Annotated in this window: 14 protein-coding genes and 1 pseudogene; 4 read left to right on the top strand and 11 right to left on the bottom strand. The window is 71.4% G+C overall.

Annotated elements, in window-relative coordinates; genetic code table 11:
• Positions 1-96: 96 nt before the first annotated feature.
• The 6 genes from AC3RJ7_RS06045 to AC3RJ7_RS06020 all read right to left on the bottom strand — a co-directional run bounded on the left by AC3RJ7_RS06045 (position 97) and on the right by AC3RJ7_RS06020 (position 6,428).
• Positions 97-927 (bottom strand): ATP-binding cassette domain-containing protein, encoded by an 831-nt coding sequence (locus AC3RJ7_RS06045; protein WP_491454907.1) that lies wholly within the window; start codon positions 925-927, stop codon positions 97-99.
• Complete coding sequence (locus tag AC3RJ7_RS06040) at positions 924-1,775, bottom strand: ABC transporter ATP-binding protein (protein WP_491454906.1); 852 nt, start codon at positions 1,773-1,775, stop codon at positions 924-926. The genes AC3RJ7_RS06045 and AC3RJ7_RS06040 overlap by 4 nt, the downstream gene beginning before the upstream one ends.
• Positions 1,772-2,662, bottom strand: a complete 891-nt coding sequence (locus tag AC3RJ7_RS06035) for an ABC transporter permease (protein ID WP_491454905.1) — start codon at positions 2,660-2,662, stop codon at positions 1,772-1,774. Before AC3RJ7_RS06035 ends, AC3RJ7_RS06040 begins: the two co-directional genes overlap by 4 nt.
• A complete protein-coding gene (locus AC3RJ7_RS06030; protein WP_491454904.1) occupies positions 2,659-3,609 on the bottom strand; it encodes an ABC transporter permease in 951 nt (316 codons plus the stop codon). The genes AC3RJ7_RS06035 and AC3RJ7_RS06030 overlap by 4 nt, the downstream gene beginning before the upstream one ends.
• A gap of 3 nt (positions 3,610-3,612) precedes the next feature.
• Complete coding sequence (locus AC3RJ7_RS06025; protein WP_491454903.1) at positions 3,613-5,244, bottom strand: ABC transporter substrate-binding protein; 1,632 nt, start codon at positions 5,242-5,244, stop codon at positions 3,613-3,615.
• A gap of 86 nt (positions 5,245-5,330) precedes the next feature.
• Positions 5,331-6,428, bottom strand: a complete 1,098-nt coding sequence (locus AC3RJ7_RS06020; RefSeq protein ID WP_491454902.1) for an amidohydrolase family protein — start codon at positions 6,426-6,428, stop codon at positions 5,331-5,333.
• A gap of 115 nt (positions 6,429-6,543) precedes the next feature.
• On the opposite strand from AC3RJ7_RS06020, the gene AC3RJ7_RS06015 reads away from it, so the two are divergent.
• A complete protein-coding gene (locus tag AC3RJ7_RS06015) occupies positions 6,544-7,221 on the top strand; it encodes a FadR/GntR family transcriptional regulator (protein WP_491454901.1) in 678 nt (225 codons plus the stop codon).
• Positions 7,214-7,978 carry an ankyrin repeat domain-containing protein gene (locus tag AC3RJ7_RS06010; protein WP_491454900.1) on the top strand — a complete coding sequence of 255 codons (765 nt, stop codon included), beginning with the start codon at positions 7,214-7,216 and terminating at the stop codon, positions 7,976-7,978. The genes AC3RJ7_RS06015 and AC3RJ7_RS06010 overlap by 8 nt, the downstream gene beginning before the upstream one ends.
• A gap of 55 nt (positions 7,979-8,033) precedes the next feature.
• On the opposite strand, the gene AC3RJ7_RS06005 is transcribed toward AC3RJ7_RS06010, so the two are convergent.
• Positions 8,034-8,966: a cytochrome b/b6 domain-containing protein gene (locus AC3RJ7_RS06005; RefSeq protein ID WP_491454899.1), complete on the bottom strand. Its 933-nt coding sequence runs from the start codon at positions 8,964-8,966 to the stop codon at positions 8,034-8,036.
• Here AC3RJ7_RS06005 and glsA point away from each other — a divergent pair.
• Both glsA and AC3RJ7_RS05995 read left to right on the top strand, forming a co-directional pair.
• A pseudogene (glsA, locus tag AC3RJ7_RS06000) lies at positions 8,863-10,172 on the top strand (glutaminase A). The gene AC3RJ7_RS06005 and the pseudogene glsA sit on opposite strands and share 104 nt — an antisense overlap.
• Positions 10,169-11,857: an MFS transporter gene (locus AC3RJ7_RS05995; protein WP_491454898.1), complete on the top strand. Its 1,689-nt coding sequence runs from the start codon at positions 10,169-10,171 to the stop codon at positions 11,855-11,857. The pseudogene glsA and the gene AC3RJ7_RS05995 overlap by 4 nt, the downstream one beginning before the upstream one ends.
• A 78-nt stretch (positions 11,858-11,935) precedes the next feature.
• Here AC3RJ7_RS05995 and galU read toward each other — a convergent pair whose 3' ends face one another.
• From galU to AC3RJ7_RS05975, 4 genes are all read right to left on the bottom strand, one after another.
• Entirely contained in the window at positions 11,936-12,862 is a 927-nt protein-coding gene (gene galU, locus AC3RJ7_RS05990; RefSeq protein ID WP_491454897.1) for a UTP--glucose-1-phosphate uridylyltransferase GalU, read from the bottom strand.
• A gap of 52 nt (positions 12,863-12,914) precedes the next feature.
• Positions 12,915-14,369, bottom strand: a complete 1,455-nt coding sequence (locus tag AC3RJ7_RS05985) for an aminobutyraldehyde dehydrogenase (RefSeq protein ID WP_491454896.1) — start codon at positions 14,367-14,369, stop codon at positions 12,915-12,917.
• A 118-nt stretch (positions 14,370-14,487) separates the two neighbouring features.
• Positions 14,488-15,924 carry an NAD(P)/FAD-dependent oxidoreductase gene (locus tag AC3RJ7_RS05980; RefSeq protein ID WP_491454895.1) on the bottom strand — a complete coding sequence of 479 codons (1,437 nt, stop codon included), beginning with the start codon at positions 15,922-15,924 and terminating at the stop codon, positions 14,488-14,490.
• Positions 15,921-17,222: a glycosyltransferase gene (locus AC3RJ7_RS05975; RefSeq protein ID WP_491454894.1), complete on the bottom strand. Its 1,302-nt coding sequence runs from the start codon at positions 17,220-17,222 to the stop codon at positions 15,921-15,923. Before AC3RJ7_RS05975 ends, AC3RJ7_RS05980 begins: the two co-directional genes overlap by 4 nt.
• Positions 17,223-17,316 lie beyond the last annotated feature (94 nt).

Raw genomic sequence — 17,316 nt, 5'->3', positions numbered from 1 at the left:
GGAACCGATCCGCGCTGTCACATCAATGACACCGCAGCCGGCCGGAGTTTGTCCAGCCTCCGGCCGGCCTTGCGCGTCGTCAGGTCGGCGCCGCGCTCAGGATGCGAGCCGCTCGCGCCGCACCGGCCGCCAACCGGGCCGCGGCACCGCGGCCCGCAGCGACCGCGTGTACGGGTGCACCGGGTTCGCGAGCAGGGCGGCCGTGTCGCCCGAGTCGACGACGATGCCGTGCTCCATCACGATCATGCGGTCGGAGATCTGGTTGACCACCGCGAGGTCGTGCGAGATGAACAGGTAGCTGATCTCCCGTTGGGCGCGGATGTCGCTGAGCAGGTTGAGGATCTGCGCCTGGATCGACACGTCGAGCGCGGCGACCGCCTCGTCCAGCACGATCACCGCCGGGTCCGCGGCGAGCGCCCGGGCGATGGCGACGCGCTGCCGCTGCCCGCCCGACAGCTGGTGCGGGTACTTCGAGGCGAAGCGATCGTCGAGGCCGACGCTCTCGAGGATCTCGAGCGCCGCCGTGCGGGCGGAGCCGCGCCGGCCGGTGCCGCCCGCGTGCAGCGCGACGCTCGTCTCCACGATGTCGCCGACCCGCTGCCGGCCGTTGAGCGACGAGTACGGGTCCTGGAACACGTACTGCACCTCGCGCGCCCAGCGGCGGCGGTCGGCGAGTCGCTTCACTCCCCCGGCGCGCGACTCGCCACGCACCGAGAGCTCGCCGGCGGTCAGCTTCTCGAGGCCGACGAGCATGCGCGCGACCGTCGTCTTGCCCGACCCCGATTCCCCGACGATGGCGAGGCACTCGTCGGGGAACAGCTCGAACGACACCTCGTCGACGGCGACGATCGGCTCGTCCTTCGTCGGCCCGGGGAACTCCTTGCGCAGCCCGCGCGCGACGACGATGGGCTCGGTCCGGTCGGTCATGCTTCCGCCTTCAGCAGTTCGTGGGTTTCGCGGTTGTAGCGCAGCACCGGAAGGCGCTCGACGCGCTCCTCGATGCTCGGCCGTGCGCCGAGCAACTCGACGGTGTACGGGTGGGTCGGCGCGTCGTAGACGTGCGCGCCCTGCTCGACGATCTCGCCCGCGTACATCACCGCGAGTCGGTCGCAGCATGCTGCGGCGAGCTCGAGGTCGTGGGTGATGAACAGCAGGGCGAGCCCGCGAGCGCGCCGCTGTTCGTCGAGGATCGCCATGACGTCGGACTGCGCCGTCACGTCGAGGGCGGTGGTCGGCTCGTCGGCGAGGATCAGCCTCGGCTCGGCGAGCAGCACGCTCGCGATCATGACTCGCTGCAGCAGCCCGCCCGACAGCTCGTGCGGGTACTGGCGCAGGCGGTGCTCGGGGTTGCGGACGCCGACCTCGTCGAGGAGCACGACCGCGCGGCGCTCGGCCTCCCGACGGTCGACGCCGCGTTCCTGCACGAGCGCCTCGGTCAGGAAGTCGCCGACCCGGTGGACCGGGTTCACGTGGGCGCGCGGGTCCTGGAAGATCATCCCGACGTCGCGCGACCGGTACTTCCGGAGCTTCGCGGTGTTCATGCCGAGCACGGACGCTCCGTCGAACTCGATGTCGCCCGTGACGGCGAACTCGGGGCCGAGCATGCGCGTGATCGCGCGGGTCGTGAGCGACTTGCCCGATCCCGACTCGCCGACGAGCCCGAGGGCCTCGCCCTCGCCGATCTCGAACGAGACGCCGTCGAGCAGCCGCTGCTCGACGCCCTTGAGCCGGAGCGTCGCCCGCACGCCGTCGAGGCGCAGCAGTGGTGAGGTCATCGGAGGCTCCTTGCGCTGGAGGTGAGTCGGTCGCCGATGACGGTGACGCACCAGACGATGAGGACGATGAGCGCACCGGCCGAGATCGCCTCGATCGGGTGTCCGCGCAGCATCGAGTCGAAGCCGCTCTTGACCATGAGGCCGAGGTCGGCCGTCGGCGGCTGGACGCCGAGTCCCAGGAACGACACCGCCGCGAGGTCGATCACGGCGAACCCGAGCGACGAGACCGCCTGCGCGACCACGATCGGCTGCACGTTCGGCAGGACCTGCGTGAAGGTGATCCCCGTTCCCGACTGGCCCTGGAGCCAGGCGGCCGAGACGTACGGCATGTTCCGCTCGCGGAGCGCGGCACCGCGTACGACGCGGGCGACGTACGGGATGTAGGCGATCGAGAGGCCGGCCACGACGGTGCCGAGGCCCGGTCCCCAGATCGCGACCGCGATGAGCCCGAACACGATGCCGGGCACCGCGAACAGGATGTCGAGCAGCCAGGTGATGACCGTGTCGGTGCGGCCTCCCCGCCAGGCGGCGAGCAGTGCGAGCAGCACGCCGACGACGGTCGCGATGAGGATCACGAGTCCCGGCCCGGCGAGGGTGATGCGCGCGCCCCAGATCAAGCGGGACAGGATGTCACGGCCGAGTGCGTCGGTGCCGAGCAGGTGCGCGGGCGACGGTGCGCCGAGCGCGGCCAGCAGATCGGGGAAGTCGGGGTCGTACGGTGCGATGACCGGCGCGAGCGCCGCGGCGAGGATGATGACGAACAGGATGCTCGCCGCCGTGCAGCCGAGGACGCCGAGTCGGTCGCGCGTCGCCGTGACGAGGCCCGATCGGCGTCGGACCCGTGTCACTCGCGCGACGGCGAGGCTCGTGGTGGATGGGGTGGTCATTGCCGGCTCCCGAGCGCGATGCGCGGATCGATGAAGGTGTAGAGGAAGTCGACGACCGCGTTCACGACGACGAACGCGACGACGAGGACGAGGATCACCGCCTGCACGACCGCGAAGTCGCGTTGCAGGATGGCGCGCACGAGCAGCGACCCGAGCCCGTCGAGCGCGAACACGTTCTCGACGACGACCGCGCCGGCGATGAGCGTCGCGATCGTGAGGCCGAGCACCGTGACGATCGGAACGAGGGAGTTGCGCAGCACGTGGTGCTGGACGATGTACCGCGGGGTGAGCCCGCGCACCGTCGCCGTCTGCACGTGCTCGCGTCCGCTCTCCTCGAGCACCGCCGCCCGGGTGATGCGGGCGAGGTACGCGGCACTCGCGACCGACAGCGCGATCGCGGGCAGGGTGAGGTGGTACAGGGTGTCGACCCCGCCGGTTCCCGACCCGAAGGTCGGGAACCAGCCGAGGGCGACCGCGAAGATGCTGATCAGCGCCACACCGACCACGAACGACGGCGTCGAGAGCCCGATCGCCGCGAGCGACGAGGTGACCTGGTCGCGCCAGCCCCGCCGCAGCGCCGCGTAGGTTCCGGCGAGCACGCCCACCACGGCGATGATCACGGCCGCCATCGACACCAGTACGAGCGTCGTGGGGACTCGGCCGGAGATCAGCGTCGAGACGTCCTGCCGGTACACGATCGAGTAGCCCAGGTCGCCCTGCAGGATGCCGCCGAGCCATGCCACGTAGCGCACCGGGAACGGGTCGTTCAGGTGGTACTGCTCGGTGACCGCGGCGATCTGCTCCGGCGTGCCGCCGCGCGGCCCGAGGATGAACGCCAGCGGGCTCCCGGGGGCGAGGTAGAGCAGGCCGAAGACGAGGAAGGAGGTCACGAGCAGGACGAGCATGAGCCCGCCCACGCGTCGCAACATGTAGGCGCCGACCGACATGGGTTACTCCACGCCGCCGAGCGACGCCGCCCACGGCGCGTAGAGGTACGCGAACGAGGCGGTCGCACCCGAGATGCGGTCGTTCTGCACGAGGGTCACGGGCTCGTAGGCGAGCGGGAGCCACGGCAGTTCGTCGGTGATCGTCTGCTGCGCGTCGATCACGAAGTCCGCACGGGCGGCCTCGTCGGTCTCGGCGCGCGCCGCGAAGATCGCCTCGTCGGCGTGGTCCCAGCCGGCGTAGTTGTGGCTGTCGGTGCTCGCGAACATCTGGTACACGTCCGTCGGGTCGGCGAAGCTGCCGTACTGCGTCGTGAAGAAGCCGTCGATGCCCTCGCGCGCGGCCGGGTCGAAGTACAGGTTGCCGAACTGCTCGACCGGGATCACCTTCGTCTGGATGTCGAGGCCGATCGCCTGGCCGGCGGCCTGGATGACGTTCGCCGTCTGCTCGTGGACGGCCGAGCTGCCCTGCACGGCGAGGACGATCGGGTCGACCGTGCCCACCTCGGCGACGAGCTGCTTCGCCTCCTCGATGTCGGGGTCGGCCGAGAACTCCTCCCAGGCCGTCGCGAACTTCTCCTCCTCGTAGCCCCAGTACGCGGGGCCGGCGAGCGTGGTGGCGGGGATGCCGGCGCCCTGGAACACGACCTTCGTGAGCGCCTCGCGGTCGATCGCGAGCGAGAGCGCCTGGCGGACCCGGTCGTCGCCGAGGCCGCCGTCGAAGTTCGTCGTCATCATGGTCCAGAACACGAGCGAGTCGCCGAACGTGACGGTCACGTCGTCGCTGTCGGTGAGCTGGCTGAGCCCGGCCGGCGGCAGGTAGAAGTACTGGCCGTCGACCTCGCCGGTGCGCAGCGCGTTGACCGCGGTCGACTCGTCGGCGATGAAGCTGAAGCTGAGGGTCGAGGCGAGCGGGGCGCCGCCGTCCCAGTAGCCGGGGTTGGCCGCGAGGTCGATGCTCTTGCCCGAGTTCCATGTCTCGAGCGAGAACGGACCGGTGCACTGCAGCCCGCCGTCGGGCGTGCCGAAGGCCTCGCCCTGCTCCTCGGCCGCCGCCTTCTGCACGATCGCGCCGGCAGCGGTGGCCATGGCCTGGGTGAACAGCACGTCGGGCTGGGTGAGCTTCACGGTCACCTCGTTCGGGCCGGTGGCCTCGACCGACTCGACGTTCTGGAAGTAGCTCGAGAAGTAGCTCGTCGCCGTCTCGCCGACCTGGCGGTCGAGCGAGTAGACGACGTCGTCGACGGTCAGCGGGGTGCCGTCCCAGAAGGTGACGCCGTCGCGGATGGTGTACACGACGGTCGTGTCGTCGGGCTGCGTGACGCCCGAGGCGAGGCCCGGCTCGACCGAGAAGTCGGGCTTCATGCGCAGGAGGCTCTCGCAGAGGTTCGCGGTGACCGTGTTCTCGGCGTAGTTGTAGCCGAACTGCGGGTCGAGCGACATCGGCTCGTACGGGAGGTTCCACTTCAGGTCGTCGACCGGCGCGGTGCCGGCCTCGGTGGTGGTGGCGAGGTTGTCGAGGTCGACGTTGAGCGTCGCCTCATCGTTCTGCTCGGTCGCCTGCGCGGTGCAGCCGGCCAGGGCGAGGCTCGCGGCGGCCAGGGCGGCTGCCGTGATGGTCATACGGCGTCGGAACACGGGGGAACTCCTTTGTCGTCGTGTCGGATTGCGGATGGTGCGGATGGGTGGGGTGGGCGGATCGGGAAAAGCGGTGACCGACCGGCTCAGGGCCGATCGAGCCGGCGCCCGTCGCGGATCACCGCGGCGGGGCCCGGGCGGTCGATCACGATCTGCGCGATCGACTCGCCGGCGAATTCGAGGCGGGTCGGATGCTCCGGTCCGGAGTAGCCGGCGAGGTCGGGCAGGCCGATCAGGCTCGCCCCCTCGGTCGAGCAGATGCGGTAGCACCGCTCGAGCTCGGCGTCGGTCATGGCGCCCGTGCGATAGGCGAGCAGGTGCGCGCGGTCGACCATGCTGCCCGAGCCGAAGGGGGTCCACGAGTCGCGGACGCCGTCGCTGCCGGCGACGAGTCGGACGCCGTGGCGCTCGAGCAGGTCGAGGTCGGGCACGGGGTCGTCGCCGAGGGCGCAGTTCGCGATCCACACGCCCGCCTCGGCGACCGCGTCGAGCGTCGAACCGAGCGTCGGCAGGGAGGCATCCCCGAGCGCGAAGGCGTGGCTCACCGTGACCCGGCCCTGCATGCCGGCCGCGCGCGCCCGCTTCGCGATCTCGCGGATCTGCGCGAGCCCCGGCTCGCCACGGTCGTGCAGGTGGATGTCGACGTCGCGACCGGTGCGCTCGGCCAGGCCGAAGACGGCGTCGAGGTGTCCGTCGACGTCGCCCTCGAGGCCCAGCGGGTCGATGCCGCCGACGAGGTCGGCGCCGGTCTCGAGCGCCGCGGCCATCGCGTCGATCGTGCCCGGGTTCGTGAGCAGGCCGAACTGGGGGAACGCGACGATCTGCACGGTGAGCCAGGGTGCCAGCCGTTCGGCCGCGGCGCGCACGCCCTCGACGTTCATGGTTCCGAGCTCGCTCGAGACGTCGACGTGCGCGCGCATCGCGAGGGTGCCCTGCTCGACCGCGGTGGAGAGCAGCGCGTGCGCACGCTCCTCGACGCTGCGCGTGTAGGAGCGCTGGGTCGCGAGGTCGTTCGCGATGAACTCGGGCAGCGAGGCGGCCCGGCGGCGCGACATCCACGGACCGCCCCAGCTCGACTTGTCGGGGTGGATGTGGGCGTCGACGAGCGCCGGGGCGGCGACGACACCCGTCGCCGGGCGGTGGACGTCGACGGCTTCGGCCGTCGTCGCGGTCGCGTCGGTCATGCGAACGAACTCCTTTGTCCGTGGGCGGCCGGAAGATTCCGGACCACGTGTGATTTGTCAGATGTATGATAACCATACATTCCCCCGGAAGCGGAAGATCGAGAGAATGGAAATCGTGAAGCCCATCCAGCGAAGGTCGATCGTCGACTCCGTCGTCGACCGCCTGCAGTCCGAGATCGCGACCGGGGCCTGGCCCGTCGGCACCCGCATCCCGACCGAGGCCGAGCTCACCGAGACGTTCGGCGTCAGCCGCCCCTCGGTCCGCGAGGCGGTGCGGTCGGTCGCGCAGCTGGGCCTGCTCGAGACGCGACAGGGCGACGGCACCTACGTCATCGCGAGCGACGCGACCGAGGTGGCACTCCGCCGGGCGCTCGGCGACGCCGACGCCCGCGAGGTGCTCGCCGTGCGTCGGGCCCTCGACGTCCTCGCGGCGCGCGAGGCGGCCGCGCATCGCGACGACGGCGACATCGCGGCGCTCCGCGACGAGCTCGTGCTCCGTCGCGCGGCGATCGACCGCAACGACGTCGACGCGTTCGCGGACCACGACGTCGCATTCCACGTCGGCGTCGCCGCGGCCTCGCACAACCGGCTGCTCGTCGGCATCTACGCGAGCTTCGACGCCTCGCTGCGCCATTCGGTCGCGCAGAACTCGTGCCTGTCGAACAACGCCGACCCGAGTGCGGTCGACCTGCACGAACAGTTGCTCCGGGCGATCGAGGCGGCCGACCCCGAGTCGGCGACGGCCGCGGCGCTCGGCGTGCTCGACCAGACCGAGCGATCGCTCGATGGCTGAGCGCCGACGCGCACCGATCCTCGTCGTCGGCGCCATCGTGGTCGCCGGCCTGCTCGCGGGCTGCACGCCCGATCCCGCCCCGACGGGCGCCGCCGCGACCCCATCGCCGAGGCCGACCGCCCCGACCGCAGAGGAGACCCCCGTGCCCACCCCCGAGCTGACCGCCGACGAGGCGAACGCCCTCATCATCTCCGCGACCGCCGCGGGCGACCTCGCGGGCGTCGAGCGCGCGATCGCGAACGCCGCCGACGTCGACGCGCGCGACGGCGAGGGTCGCCCGGTGCTCGTCACCGCCACCCGCGCGAACCAGGTCGCGATCGCGCGTGCGCTCCTCGAGGCGGGCGCCGACCCGAACGCGAAGGACGCGATCGAGGACTCGGCGTTCCTCTACGCGGGTGCCGAGGGGCTGAACGACATCCTGCGGCTCACGATCGCGCACGGCGCCGACCCGAAGAGCACGAACCGCTACCGCGGCACGGCGCTCATCCCCGCGAGCGAGCACGCGCACGTCGAGACGGTGGGCATCCTCATCGAGGCGGGCGTGCCCGTGAACCACGTCAACAACCTCGCGTGGACGGCCCTGCACGAGGCGATCGTGCTCGGCAACGGCGACGACGCGCACGCCGAGACGGTGCGGCTGCTGCTCGCGGCCGGCGCCGACCCGTCGATCCCCGACGGCGACGGGGTGCTCCCCCGCCGGCTCGCCGCGCAGCGCGGCTACGACGCGATCGTCGCCGAGATCGACGCGGCGAGCTGATCCGAGGGCGGATGCCTCGTGGCCGCCGCCCGTCAGCCGCGGACCGCGCCCGCGGTCAGCCCCGGGTCGCGCTGCGCGCCGGCGCGGCGGGGGCCTGCGGCATCCGCCTGACCTGCCCGAACCGCTCGGCCACGGGGGCCAGCAGGAGCGGCCGCGCGAGCACCCAGCCGCCGACCATGACGGCGAGCGACACCGCGAACACGGCGAACCCGACCCAGTCGTCGGCCTCGCGCGCCGCGTACATGTGGTTGAGGTTGCGCAGGGCGCCCGTCGCGAGCACGAGCACGACGTGCACGGCCGTGAAGAGCAGGAAGAAGAGCATCACCGGGTAGTGCAGCGCACGAGCGAACCGCTCGGGCGGCGCCGACGCGAGGGCGCCCCGCATCGGCCAGATCGGTGAGAGGCGCAGCCCCGTGATGATCGCGAGCGGCGACGCGATGAACACGATCGTGAAGTAGGCGAGCACCTGCGCGTCGTTGTACGACATCCACGAGTTCTCGACGGGCCACTCGAGCGAGAGGTACTGCAGCACGACGGAGATCGAGTTCGGCACGACGTCCCAGCTCGTCGGGACGATGCGCACCCATTGCCCGGTCGCGAACAGCAGCACGACGTAGACGACGCCGTTGAGCACCCAGAACGCGTCGACGACGAGGTGCAGCCAGACCGAGATGCCCATCCGGCGCGGCGCGCCGTCGGTGCGGGGCCAGCGGGTGTTGTCGCGCGTCCAGAATGCCGGCGGGCGCGCCTTCGACCGGATGATGAGCCCCGTGCGCACGAGCATGACGAGGAAGAACGCGTTGAAGAAGTGCTGCCACGCGAGCCACGCCGGGATGCCGACCGGAGCCCCCTCGGGCAACGGGCTGTGGCCCGGGTACTCCGCGATGAAGTCCTGCACGGCCGGCGCGGCGCGCAGGGCGCGCGCGACGAGCACGGCGACGACGAGCAGGATGACGGCGCCGCAGGCGACGAGCAGGGCTCGCTTCACGGAGAGTCCCCGTAACCCGGGGCGCGAGGATGAGGGCACGTCTCTCAGCGTGACAAAGGCGTGCAGGCCGCGCAACTTCGGGCCGTCACGTGACGTTCGGCGGGAATCGATTCGGCCCGGGACGGCGGGGAATGCTCACGCGGCCGGCGCGGCGCGCCAGAGTAGGGGCATGTTCGAAGCCGATGTCCGTGATGTCGCACAGCTGAGCTCGACCGGGTCGCTGCCGCCGAACGCCGACGTCGACGAGCTCGTGGCTACGGCCCACGCCCGGTACGCGGGACTCGACGAGGGCGTCGTCGCCGACTACATCCCGATCCTCGCCGAGGCCGACCCCGCCTGGTTCGGGCTCGCCGTCGTCGGCGCGAACGGCAGCGAGCACCTCGCGGGCGACGTCGAGGTCGCGTTCTCGATCCAGTCGATCTCGAAGGCGTTCGTGTTCGCGCTCGTCTGCGACCTGATCGGACACGACGCGATCCACGAGGTGATCGGGGTGAACAACACGGGCCTCGCGTTCAACTCGGTCGTCGCGATCGAGCTCAACGGCGGCAGCCCGATGAACCCCATGGTGAACGCGGGAGCGATCGCGACGACGGCGCTCATGCCCGCCGGCCATGCCGACGAGCGCTGGCAGCTCGTGCGCGACGGGCTCAGCCGCTTCGCCGGCCGGCCGCTCGCGCTCGACGGCGAGGTCTACCGGTCGGAGGCGTTCACGAACCACCGCAACCAGTCGATCGCCCGGCTGCTGCAGAGCTACGACCGACTCGCGATCGACCCCGAGGAGGCGGTCGACGTCTACACCCGGCAGTGCTCGCTCGCCGTGACCGCCCGCGATCTCGCCGTCATGGGGCGACGCTCGCCGACGGCGGCGTCAACCCGGTGACGGGCGAGCGGGTCGTCTCTGCCGGGACGGCGCGCGACACGCTGGCCCTGCTCGCATCGTGCGGCATGTACGAGCGGTCGGGCGAGTGGCTCTTCGAGATCGGCCTGCCGGCCAAGTCGGGCGTCGCGGGCGGCATCGTCGCCGTCGCACCCGGCAAGGGCGCGGTCGGCGCGTTCTCGCCACGGCTCGACCCGGCGGGCAACAGCGTGCGCGGCCAGCGCGCCTGCGCCTTCCTGTCGCGCGCACTCGGCCTCAACCTGTTCGCCTCGGACCCGCGGCCCTCGGGCGCGCAGCCCGTCTCAACCGACGAAGGAGCCCCGCGATGACCAGCTCTGCACACCCCACCGGCGCGACCGAGATGAATACGAACGGGGCGGATGCCTCGGGACCGGCGCCGCACGCGGGCGAGCGCCGCTCGTGGGCGCCGATGGTCGGGCTCTTCCTCGCCCAGGTGCTCATGTCGTTCAACGTCGCCGCGCTCCCGATCTCGCTGGGCGGCATGGTCGAGGACTTCGGCGTGCCGCCGACCGTCGCGTCGACGACGATCGTCGTCTACGGCCTCGCCGTCGCCGCGCTCGTGATGACCGGCGCGAAGCTCGGCCAGCGCGTCGGCTGGGTGCTCATCTTCCGCATCGTCGTGGCGGTGTTCGCCGTCTCGTCGATCATGATGATCCTGTCGACGTCGATCGGCTGGGCGATCGCGGGCCAGGTGCTCGCCGGGGCATCCGCCGCCATCATCGTGCCCGCGCTCGTCGCCCTCATCGCCGAGAACTACCGCGGCGACCAGCAGGCGACGGCGGTCGGTTCGCTCGGTTCGGCCCGGGCGTTCTCGGGCATCAGCGCCTTCCTCATCGGCGGCACGCTCGGCACGCTCGTCGGGTGGCGCCCCGTCTTCTTCATCACCCTCGGCCTCGCGGTCGCCGTGTTCGCGCTGAGCTTCCGGTTGCGCGGCGACCGGGGCGACAAGGGCATCCGCATCGACCTCGTCGCGTCGGCGCTCATCGGTGCGGCGATCGTGATGCTCACGCTCGGGTTCAACAACCTCAACTCGTGGGGCATCCTGCTCGCCGGGCCGGGGGCGCCGTTCTCGGTGCTCGGCCTCTCTCCCGCGCCGATCTTCGTGGTGGCGGGCCTCATCCTCGGCCAGGGCTTCTTCATGTGGACGAAGCGCCGCATGCGGCTCGGCCGCGTGCCGCTCGTCGATCTCGGGGTGCTCAGCGAGCCGACCGAGCGGGCGGCGGTGTACGCGATGTTCATCATCGTCGCGATGGAGGCCGCCGTGAACTTCACCGTGCCGACGTACATCCAGGTCGTGCAGGGTCGCACCCCGTTCGACACGTCGCTCGCCATGATGCCGTTCAACCTGACGGTGTTCGTCACCGCGACACTCATCGTGCGCTTCTATCGGCGCCACAGCCCCCGCACGATCGCCCTGTTCGCGTTCGGGCTCACGACCGCGGCGCTCGTCTGGCTCGCGTTCGTCGTGACGAACAACTGGGAGACGGTGCCGACGATCGCAGGGCTCATCGTGTTCGGCATCGGCCAGGGCGCGCTCGTGACCCTCGTCTTCAACGTGCTCGTGACGGCGGCGCCGAAGGAGCTCGCGGGCGACGTCGGCTCGATCCGCGGCACGACGCAGAACCTCGCGAGCGCGGTCGGCACCGCGCTCATGGGGGCGCTCCTCGTCACGATGCTCACGCTCAACTTCACGCAGGCGGCGGTCGAGCACCCCGAGATCCCCGACGAGCTGAAGGCCGAAGTCGGCCTAGGCCAGGTGAACTTCGTCAGCAACGACGACCTGCGCGCGAAGTTCGAGGAGACGAGCGCGACGCCCGAGCAGGTCGACGCGGCCGTCGCCATCAACGAGGAGGAGCGGCTCAACACCCTGCGCCTCGGGTTCCTCGTGCTGGCGGGCCTCAGCGCGCTCGCGGCGCTGCCCGCCTCGCGCCTGCCGAAGTACAAGCCCGAGGAGATCCCCGACCCGATGGCGGCTGCAGGCGGCGACGACTGACCGGCGAGCGAAGACCGCAAGGACGACGGGATGCCTCGGCCGAGGCATCCCGTCGTCACCGGTTCGATGCGGACATCGTCAGGCGGTGGGTTCGGTGAGGGTGCCGGTGTAGTCGATGAGCCAGTGCTTGAGGTCGCTGCCGAGGTCGTCGCGGTCGACGGCGAGCTGGATCACGGCCTTGATGTAGTCGAGCTTGTCGCCCGTGTCGTACCGGCGACCCCGGAACACGACCCCGTACACCCCGCCCGTGCCCTCGACATCCTCCGCCATCGTCATCAACGCGTCGGTCAACTGGATCTCACCACCCTTGCCCGGCGCCGTGTCGGCCAGCACCCCGAACACCTCGGGCTTCAGCACGTACCGGCCGATCACCGCGTAGTTCGACGGCGCGACCTCCTTCGCGGGCTTCTCCACCAGGCCCGTGATCCGCACCACATCCGGGTCATCCGTCGCCTCGACCTGCGCCGCCCCGTACAGGTGGATGTGATCCGGATCCACCTCCAACAACGCCACGATCGACGCATCCCGCTTGACCTGCTCATCCAGCATCCGGGTCAGCAACTCGTCCCGGGCGTCGATGATGTCATCACCCAGCAGCACCGCGAACGGCTCATCCCCCACATGCATGTGCGCCCGATGCACCGCATGCCCCAACCCGAGCGGGTCGCCCTGCCGCACATAGTGCATGTCCGCGAGCTGGGTCGACTCGTTCACCTTCTCGAGCTTCGCGTGATCACCCTTCTTCTCCAGCGTCGCCTCCAACTCCGCGACCCGGTCGAAATGATTCTCCAACGCGTTCTTGTTCCGACCCGTGATCATCAACACATCCGTCAGACCCGCGGCAACCGCCTCCTCGACCACGTACTGGATCGCCGGCTTGTCCACCACCGGCAGCATCTCCTTCGGCATCGCCTTCGTCGCCGGCAAGAACCGCGTACCCAGACCAGCAGCCGGAATGACCGCCTTCGTGATTCGCCCGTTCGCGGGCGTCGTGCTCTCCGTCATCGTCGTGTCCTCTCGTCGCATCCTCGTCGTCTCGCGGCAGCGGGGCCCGCGCTCAGGCCGGCCGGAATCCGGTCGTCTCGGGCGGCGGCGCGTGCCGGATCATGAGGTGGCGGGTCACCGAGTAGTCGAGCAGCGGCTCGATCGACATGTCCTTGCCGAAGCCCGATCCCTTGACGCCGCCGTGCGGGGCCTCCGAGGCGATCGGCAGGTGGTCGTTGACCCAGGTCACGCCGACGTCGAGCGACTGGCTCACCCGGAGGGCGCGGCCCACGTCGCTCGTCCACACCGACGAGGCGAGGCCGTAGGCGCTGTCGTTCGCGAGCGCGATGCCCTCGGTCTCGCCGTCGAACGGCAGCACCACGAGCACGGGGCCGAAGACCTCGCCCTGCACGATCTCCGACGACTGCGCGGCGCCGACGAGCAGGGTCGGCGCGAAGTACGAGCCGACGCCGTCGATCGCCCGGCCGCCGACGAGCGCCTCGGCGCCCTCGGCCACCGCGCGCGTCACGAAGCCCTCGACGCGAGAGCGGTGCGCCCGCGACACGAGCGGCCCGATGTGCGTCTCGGGGTCCATCGGGTCGCCCGCGACGACGCCCGCGACCGCCTGCCGCAGCGCGGCGACGCCGTCGTCGTAGACCGAACGTTCGAGGTACACGCGGGTCGCGGCCGTGCAGTCCTGCCCGGAGTTGTAGGTCGCGCCCATGGTGACGGCCTGGGCCATCGCCCCGAGGTCGGCGTCGGCGAAGACGATCACGGGCGCCTTGCCGCCGAGCTCGAGGTGCACGCGCTTCACGCCCTCGACCGCCCCGCGCATGACGGCCTTGCCCGTCTGCGTCGAACCGGTGACGCTCACCATGTCGACCTCGCGGTGCGTGACGAGCGCCTGCCCGACCTCGGCGTCGCCCGTGACGACGTTGAACAGCCCGGCCGGCAGGCCCGCCTCGACGGCGAGCTCCGCGAAGCGGAGCGTCGTACGCGGGGTCGCCGGCGCGGGCTTCACGATCACGGCGTTGCCCGCGGCGAGCGCGGGGCCGGCCTTCCAGATCGCCATGATGAGCGGGAAGTTCCACGGCGTGATGCCCGCGACGACGCCGACCGGGCGCCGGGTGAGGATCGACGTGTACCCGTTCGAGAACGAGCCGGCGCCGGTGCCGTCGAGCGAGCGCGCCGCACCGGCGAAGAAGCGCAGGTTGTCGATGCCGAACGGCAGCTCGCCGTCGAACGCGGTCGTCCACGGCTTGCCCGAGTCCTCGACCTCGAGGCGGGCGAGGTTCGCCGCGTCATCCTCGAGTGCGTCGGCGAGCCGCAGCAGGGCGAGCGACCGCTCCCCCGGCGTCTTGGCCGCCCAGGCCGGCTGCGCGGCGCGCGCGGCCGCGGCCGCCTCGTCGACATCGGCGATGCCCGACGCGGTGAACGAGGCGACCTCCTCCTCGGTCGCGGGGTTCGTGATGACGGCGTCGCCGCCGGTGCCGGCGCGGTAGTCGCCGATGAACGTTCCGGTGCTCATGTCGAGCTCCTCTCGGGCTGGTGGTCGGGGCCGGATGGCCGGCGTCGGTCGGATGGCGGTCGCGGCGGATGCCGCGCGACGGGTCGGGCTCGCTTCGACGGACTCGGCGAGCGATCGGCTAGGAGTTGAACCCGAGGCCGAACCGGTCGAGGGTGCGCAGCCACAGGTTGCGCCGCCCCTCGTGCGCGTCGGCCGCGAGGATCGAGTGCCGCGTGAACTGCACGATCGGGTTGCGCAGCGGCTCGGGCGGGATCGGGAACGGGCGGCGCCTGACGATGTCGTAGCGCAGCCGCGAGGTCGGCTCGCCCGCGAGCAGGTCGAGGGCGACGTCGGCCGAGAACCGCGACGCGCCGACCCCGAGTCCGGTGTGTCCGACCGCGTAGGCGACCCGGCCGCCGCGCGCCGTGCCGTACGCCGCGGTGAATCGGGTGGTCGAGTCGATGGGACCGGCCCACCGGTGCGTGAAGCGCACCCCCTCGAGCTGCGGGAACGTCTCGAAGAAGTGCCGCGCGAGCAGCTCGTGCGAGGCGTCGCGCTGCTCGAGGCTGGCGTCGACCCTGCCGCCGAAGTAGTACACGGCGTCCCAGCCGCCGAAGAGGATGCGCCCGTCGACGGTCGGCCGGTAGTAGTGGAACTGGTTGCCCGCGTCGGTGAGCCCCTGCCCCTCGGACCAACCGATCGCCGCCTGTTGTGCGGCGTCGAGCGGCTCGGTCATGAGCACGTGGTCGTACAGCGGCATGATGTAGCTGCCGAGCCGTCGCAGCGGCGCGGGGTACGCCGCGGTCGCGATGACCGCGTGCTTCGCGTCGACGTGCCCGAGCGCCGTGCGCACGCGCACGCCTGCCCCCTTCCGGTCGGTGCCGGTGACCGCGGATGCCTCGAAGACACGCACCCCGCGGCGTTCGAGCTCCGCAGCCATGCCCCACGCGAGCCGCGCGGGGTCGATGAGCACGGTCCCGGTCCGATCGCGGAGTCCGCCGAGGTAGGTCGGCGAGTGCACGTCGGCCTGCACCTCGTCGCGATTCTGCAGCTCGAGGTCGACGCCGTGCCGTGCGCCGAGCTCGTGCGCCTCGCGGAGCCCGTCGAGCTGCCACGGTTCGATCGCGACGGTCGTCTTGCCGGCGCGGCGCAGACCGCAGTCGATGCCGGCCGTCTCGACGGTCGCAACGAGCTCGGCGAGGTTCCGCTCGCCCTCCTCGTGGAGGGCGCCGACCTGGGCGGGCCAGATCGCGGTGCCGTGCGTGAGCCCATGCGTGAGCGAACTCGAGACGAACCCGCCGTTGCGGCCGGTCGCGCCGTGCGCGACGCGCTCGGCCTCGAGCACGACGACGGATGCCCCGGGGTCGCGCTCGATCGCCCGCCAGGCCGTCCAGAGCCCGGTGAACCCGGCGCCGATCACGACGAGGTCGGCCTCGGCCGGTCCGTTGAGCGACGGGCGCGGCAGCGGGGCGCCGTCGGCGGGGGTCCGATCGGTCCAGTAGGCGCTCGGGGCGGCGTCGGCGAGCGCCGCGCGGGCCTGCTCCTGCGCCCGCGCGGTCGCGTCGACGGCGGTCACACCCGTTCCCGGGCGCCCACGCGCTCGATCACGTCGGCCGCGACCGAGACCCCGTCGCGCGAACGGATGACGGCGCCGGCGGCCGCGACGCGCTCGCGCAGCGCCGTGTCGTCGAGGAGCGTGCGCACCGCACCGGCGAGCTCGTCGGGCGTGAACCGGTACGGGTCGAGGCGAATGCCGTAGCCGCGTTCGTGCACGCGCTGGGCGTTGTCGTACTGGTCCCAGAAGAGCGGCAGCAGGATCATCGGCTTGCCGAAGTGCAGCGCCTCGGTCGTGGTGTTGTTGCCGCCGTGCGTGATGACGAGGTCGACGAGCGGCAGGACCTTCGTCTGCGGCAGGAACTCGGCGCCCCACATGTTGTCGGCGAGCTCGATCTCGGCGTGCAGCGGCCCCTTCGAGACGATGACGTTGACGGGCTGCTCGGCGAGTGCGGCGATCACTCGGCGCATGAGCTCGACGTCGGCCGAGCCGAGCGACCCGAGGCTGAAGTAGACGAGCGGGCGACTGCCGCCGGTGAACGAGGCGGGCAGGTCGGCAGGCGCCTGCTCGGTCTCGCGCACCGAGGAGTCGAGCCGGTGCCAGGTCTCGTCGAGCGGGCGCTCGTCGGTGTAGTCGAGCACCTCGGGGTAGACGTAGAGGTTCTCGTCGCCGCGGTGGATGAACTCGAGGTCGGGCAGGGCGGGGGCGCCCTGCGCCCGCACCCAGGCGTCGAACTCCTGCCAGAGCGGCCGGTGCGTGCGGTCGTACTCGGCGCGGAAGGCCGGCCAGGCCGCACGGTCGTCGGCCGCGAGGCCCGAGAACACCGGGGCGATGTCGTCGCCGGGCACCTCGAGCGGATTGCACGACACGATCCGAACGAACGGCACGCCCGCCGTCACGAGCGCCGGGAAGGCGATCACGTTGTCCTCGACGATGACATCGGGCCGCACCCGCTCGATGATCGCCTGCAGCTGCGGCTCGCAGTACTTCGCGCCGTCGACGAGCGCCTGCCAGATCGGCAGCGTGACGGTCTCGAGCTGCTCGGCGGTCGTCTTGCGGAACTCGGGCGAGACCTCGCGGATGTAGTCCTTCCAGAACTGGCCGGCGTCCTGCTCGACCTCCTCCTCGGGGGCGGGGGCGAGGTCGACGAGGTCCTCCTCGAAGCCGAGGGCGGCGAGCTTGCCCTCCCACGAACGCTCGGCCGCGAACACGACGCGGTGCCCCCGCTGGAGCAGCACGTTGCCGATGCCGATGCAGTTGTTCGTGGGTCCGTAGGCGCTCTCGGGCATGAAGAGGAAGGTGCGGCGCTCGCCGGCCATGGGTGACTCCTTCGTCGATTTATTGAATGGTGATGAAAAGAATTCGAGTTGTCAAGGGTTCGGAAGAATATGGCCGCTTCGACGTATCATTGAG

The organism is Agromyces solani (assembly GCF_058349925.1).
This window is presented reverse-complemented; position numbering and strand designations above follow the sequence as displayed.

Excerpts from the sequence above, each read along its gene's own strand:
- AC3RJ7_RS06045 (WP_491454907.1), bottom strand. The coding sequence starts at position 927 with ATGACCGACCGGACCGAGCCCATCGTCGTCGCGCGCGGGCTGCGCAAG.
- AC3RJ7_RS06040 (WP_491454906.1), bottom strand. The coding sequence starts at position 1,775 with ATGACCTCACCACTGCTGCGCCTCGACGGCGTGCGGGCGACGCTCCGG.
- AC3RJ7_RS06035 (WP_491454905.1), bottom strand. The coding sequence starts at position 2,662 with ATGACCACCCCATCCACCACGAGCCTCGCCGTCGCGCGAGTGACACGG.
- AC3RJ7_RS06030 (WP_491454904.1), bottom strand. The coding sequence starts at position 3,609 with ATGTCGGTCGGCGCCTACATGTTGCGACGCGTGGGCGGGCTCATGCTC.
- AC3RJ7_RS06020 (WP_491454902.1), bottom strand. The coding sequence starts at position 6,428 with ATGACCGACGCGACCGCGACGACGGCCGAAGCCGTCGACGTCCACCGC.
- AC3RJ7_RS06010 (WP_491454900.1), top strand. The coding sequence starts at position 7,214 with ATGGCTGAGCGCCGACGCGCACCGATCCTCGTCGTCGGCGCCATCGTG.
- AC3RJ7_RS05995 (WP_491454898.1), top strand. The coding sequence starts at position 10,169 with ATGACCAGCTCTGCACACCCCACCGGCGCGACCGAGATGAATACGAAC.
- galU (WP_491454897.1), bottom strand. The coding sequence starts at position 12,862 with ATGACGGAGAGCACGACGCCCGCGAACGGGCGAATCACGAAGGCGGTC.
- AC3RJ7_RS05985 (WP_491454896.1), bottom strand. The coding sequence starts at position 14,369 with ATGAGCACCGGAACGTTCATCGGCGACTACCGCGCCGGCACCGGCGGC.
- AC3RJ7_RS05975 (WP_491454894.1), bottom strand. The coding sequence starts at position 17,222 with ATGGCCGGCGAGCGCCGCACCTTCCTCTTCATGCCCGAGAGCGCCTAC.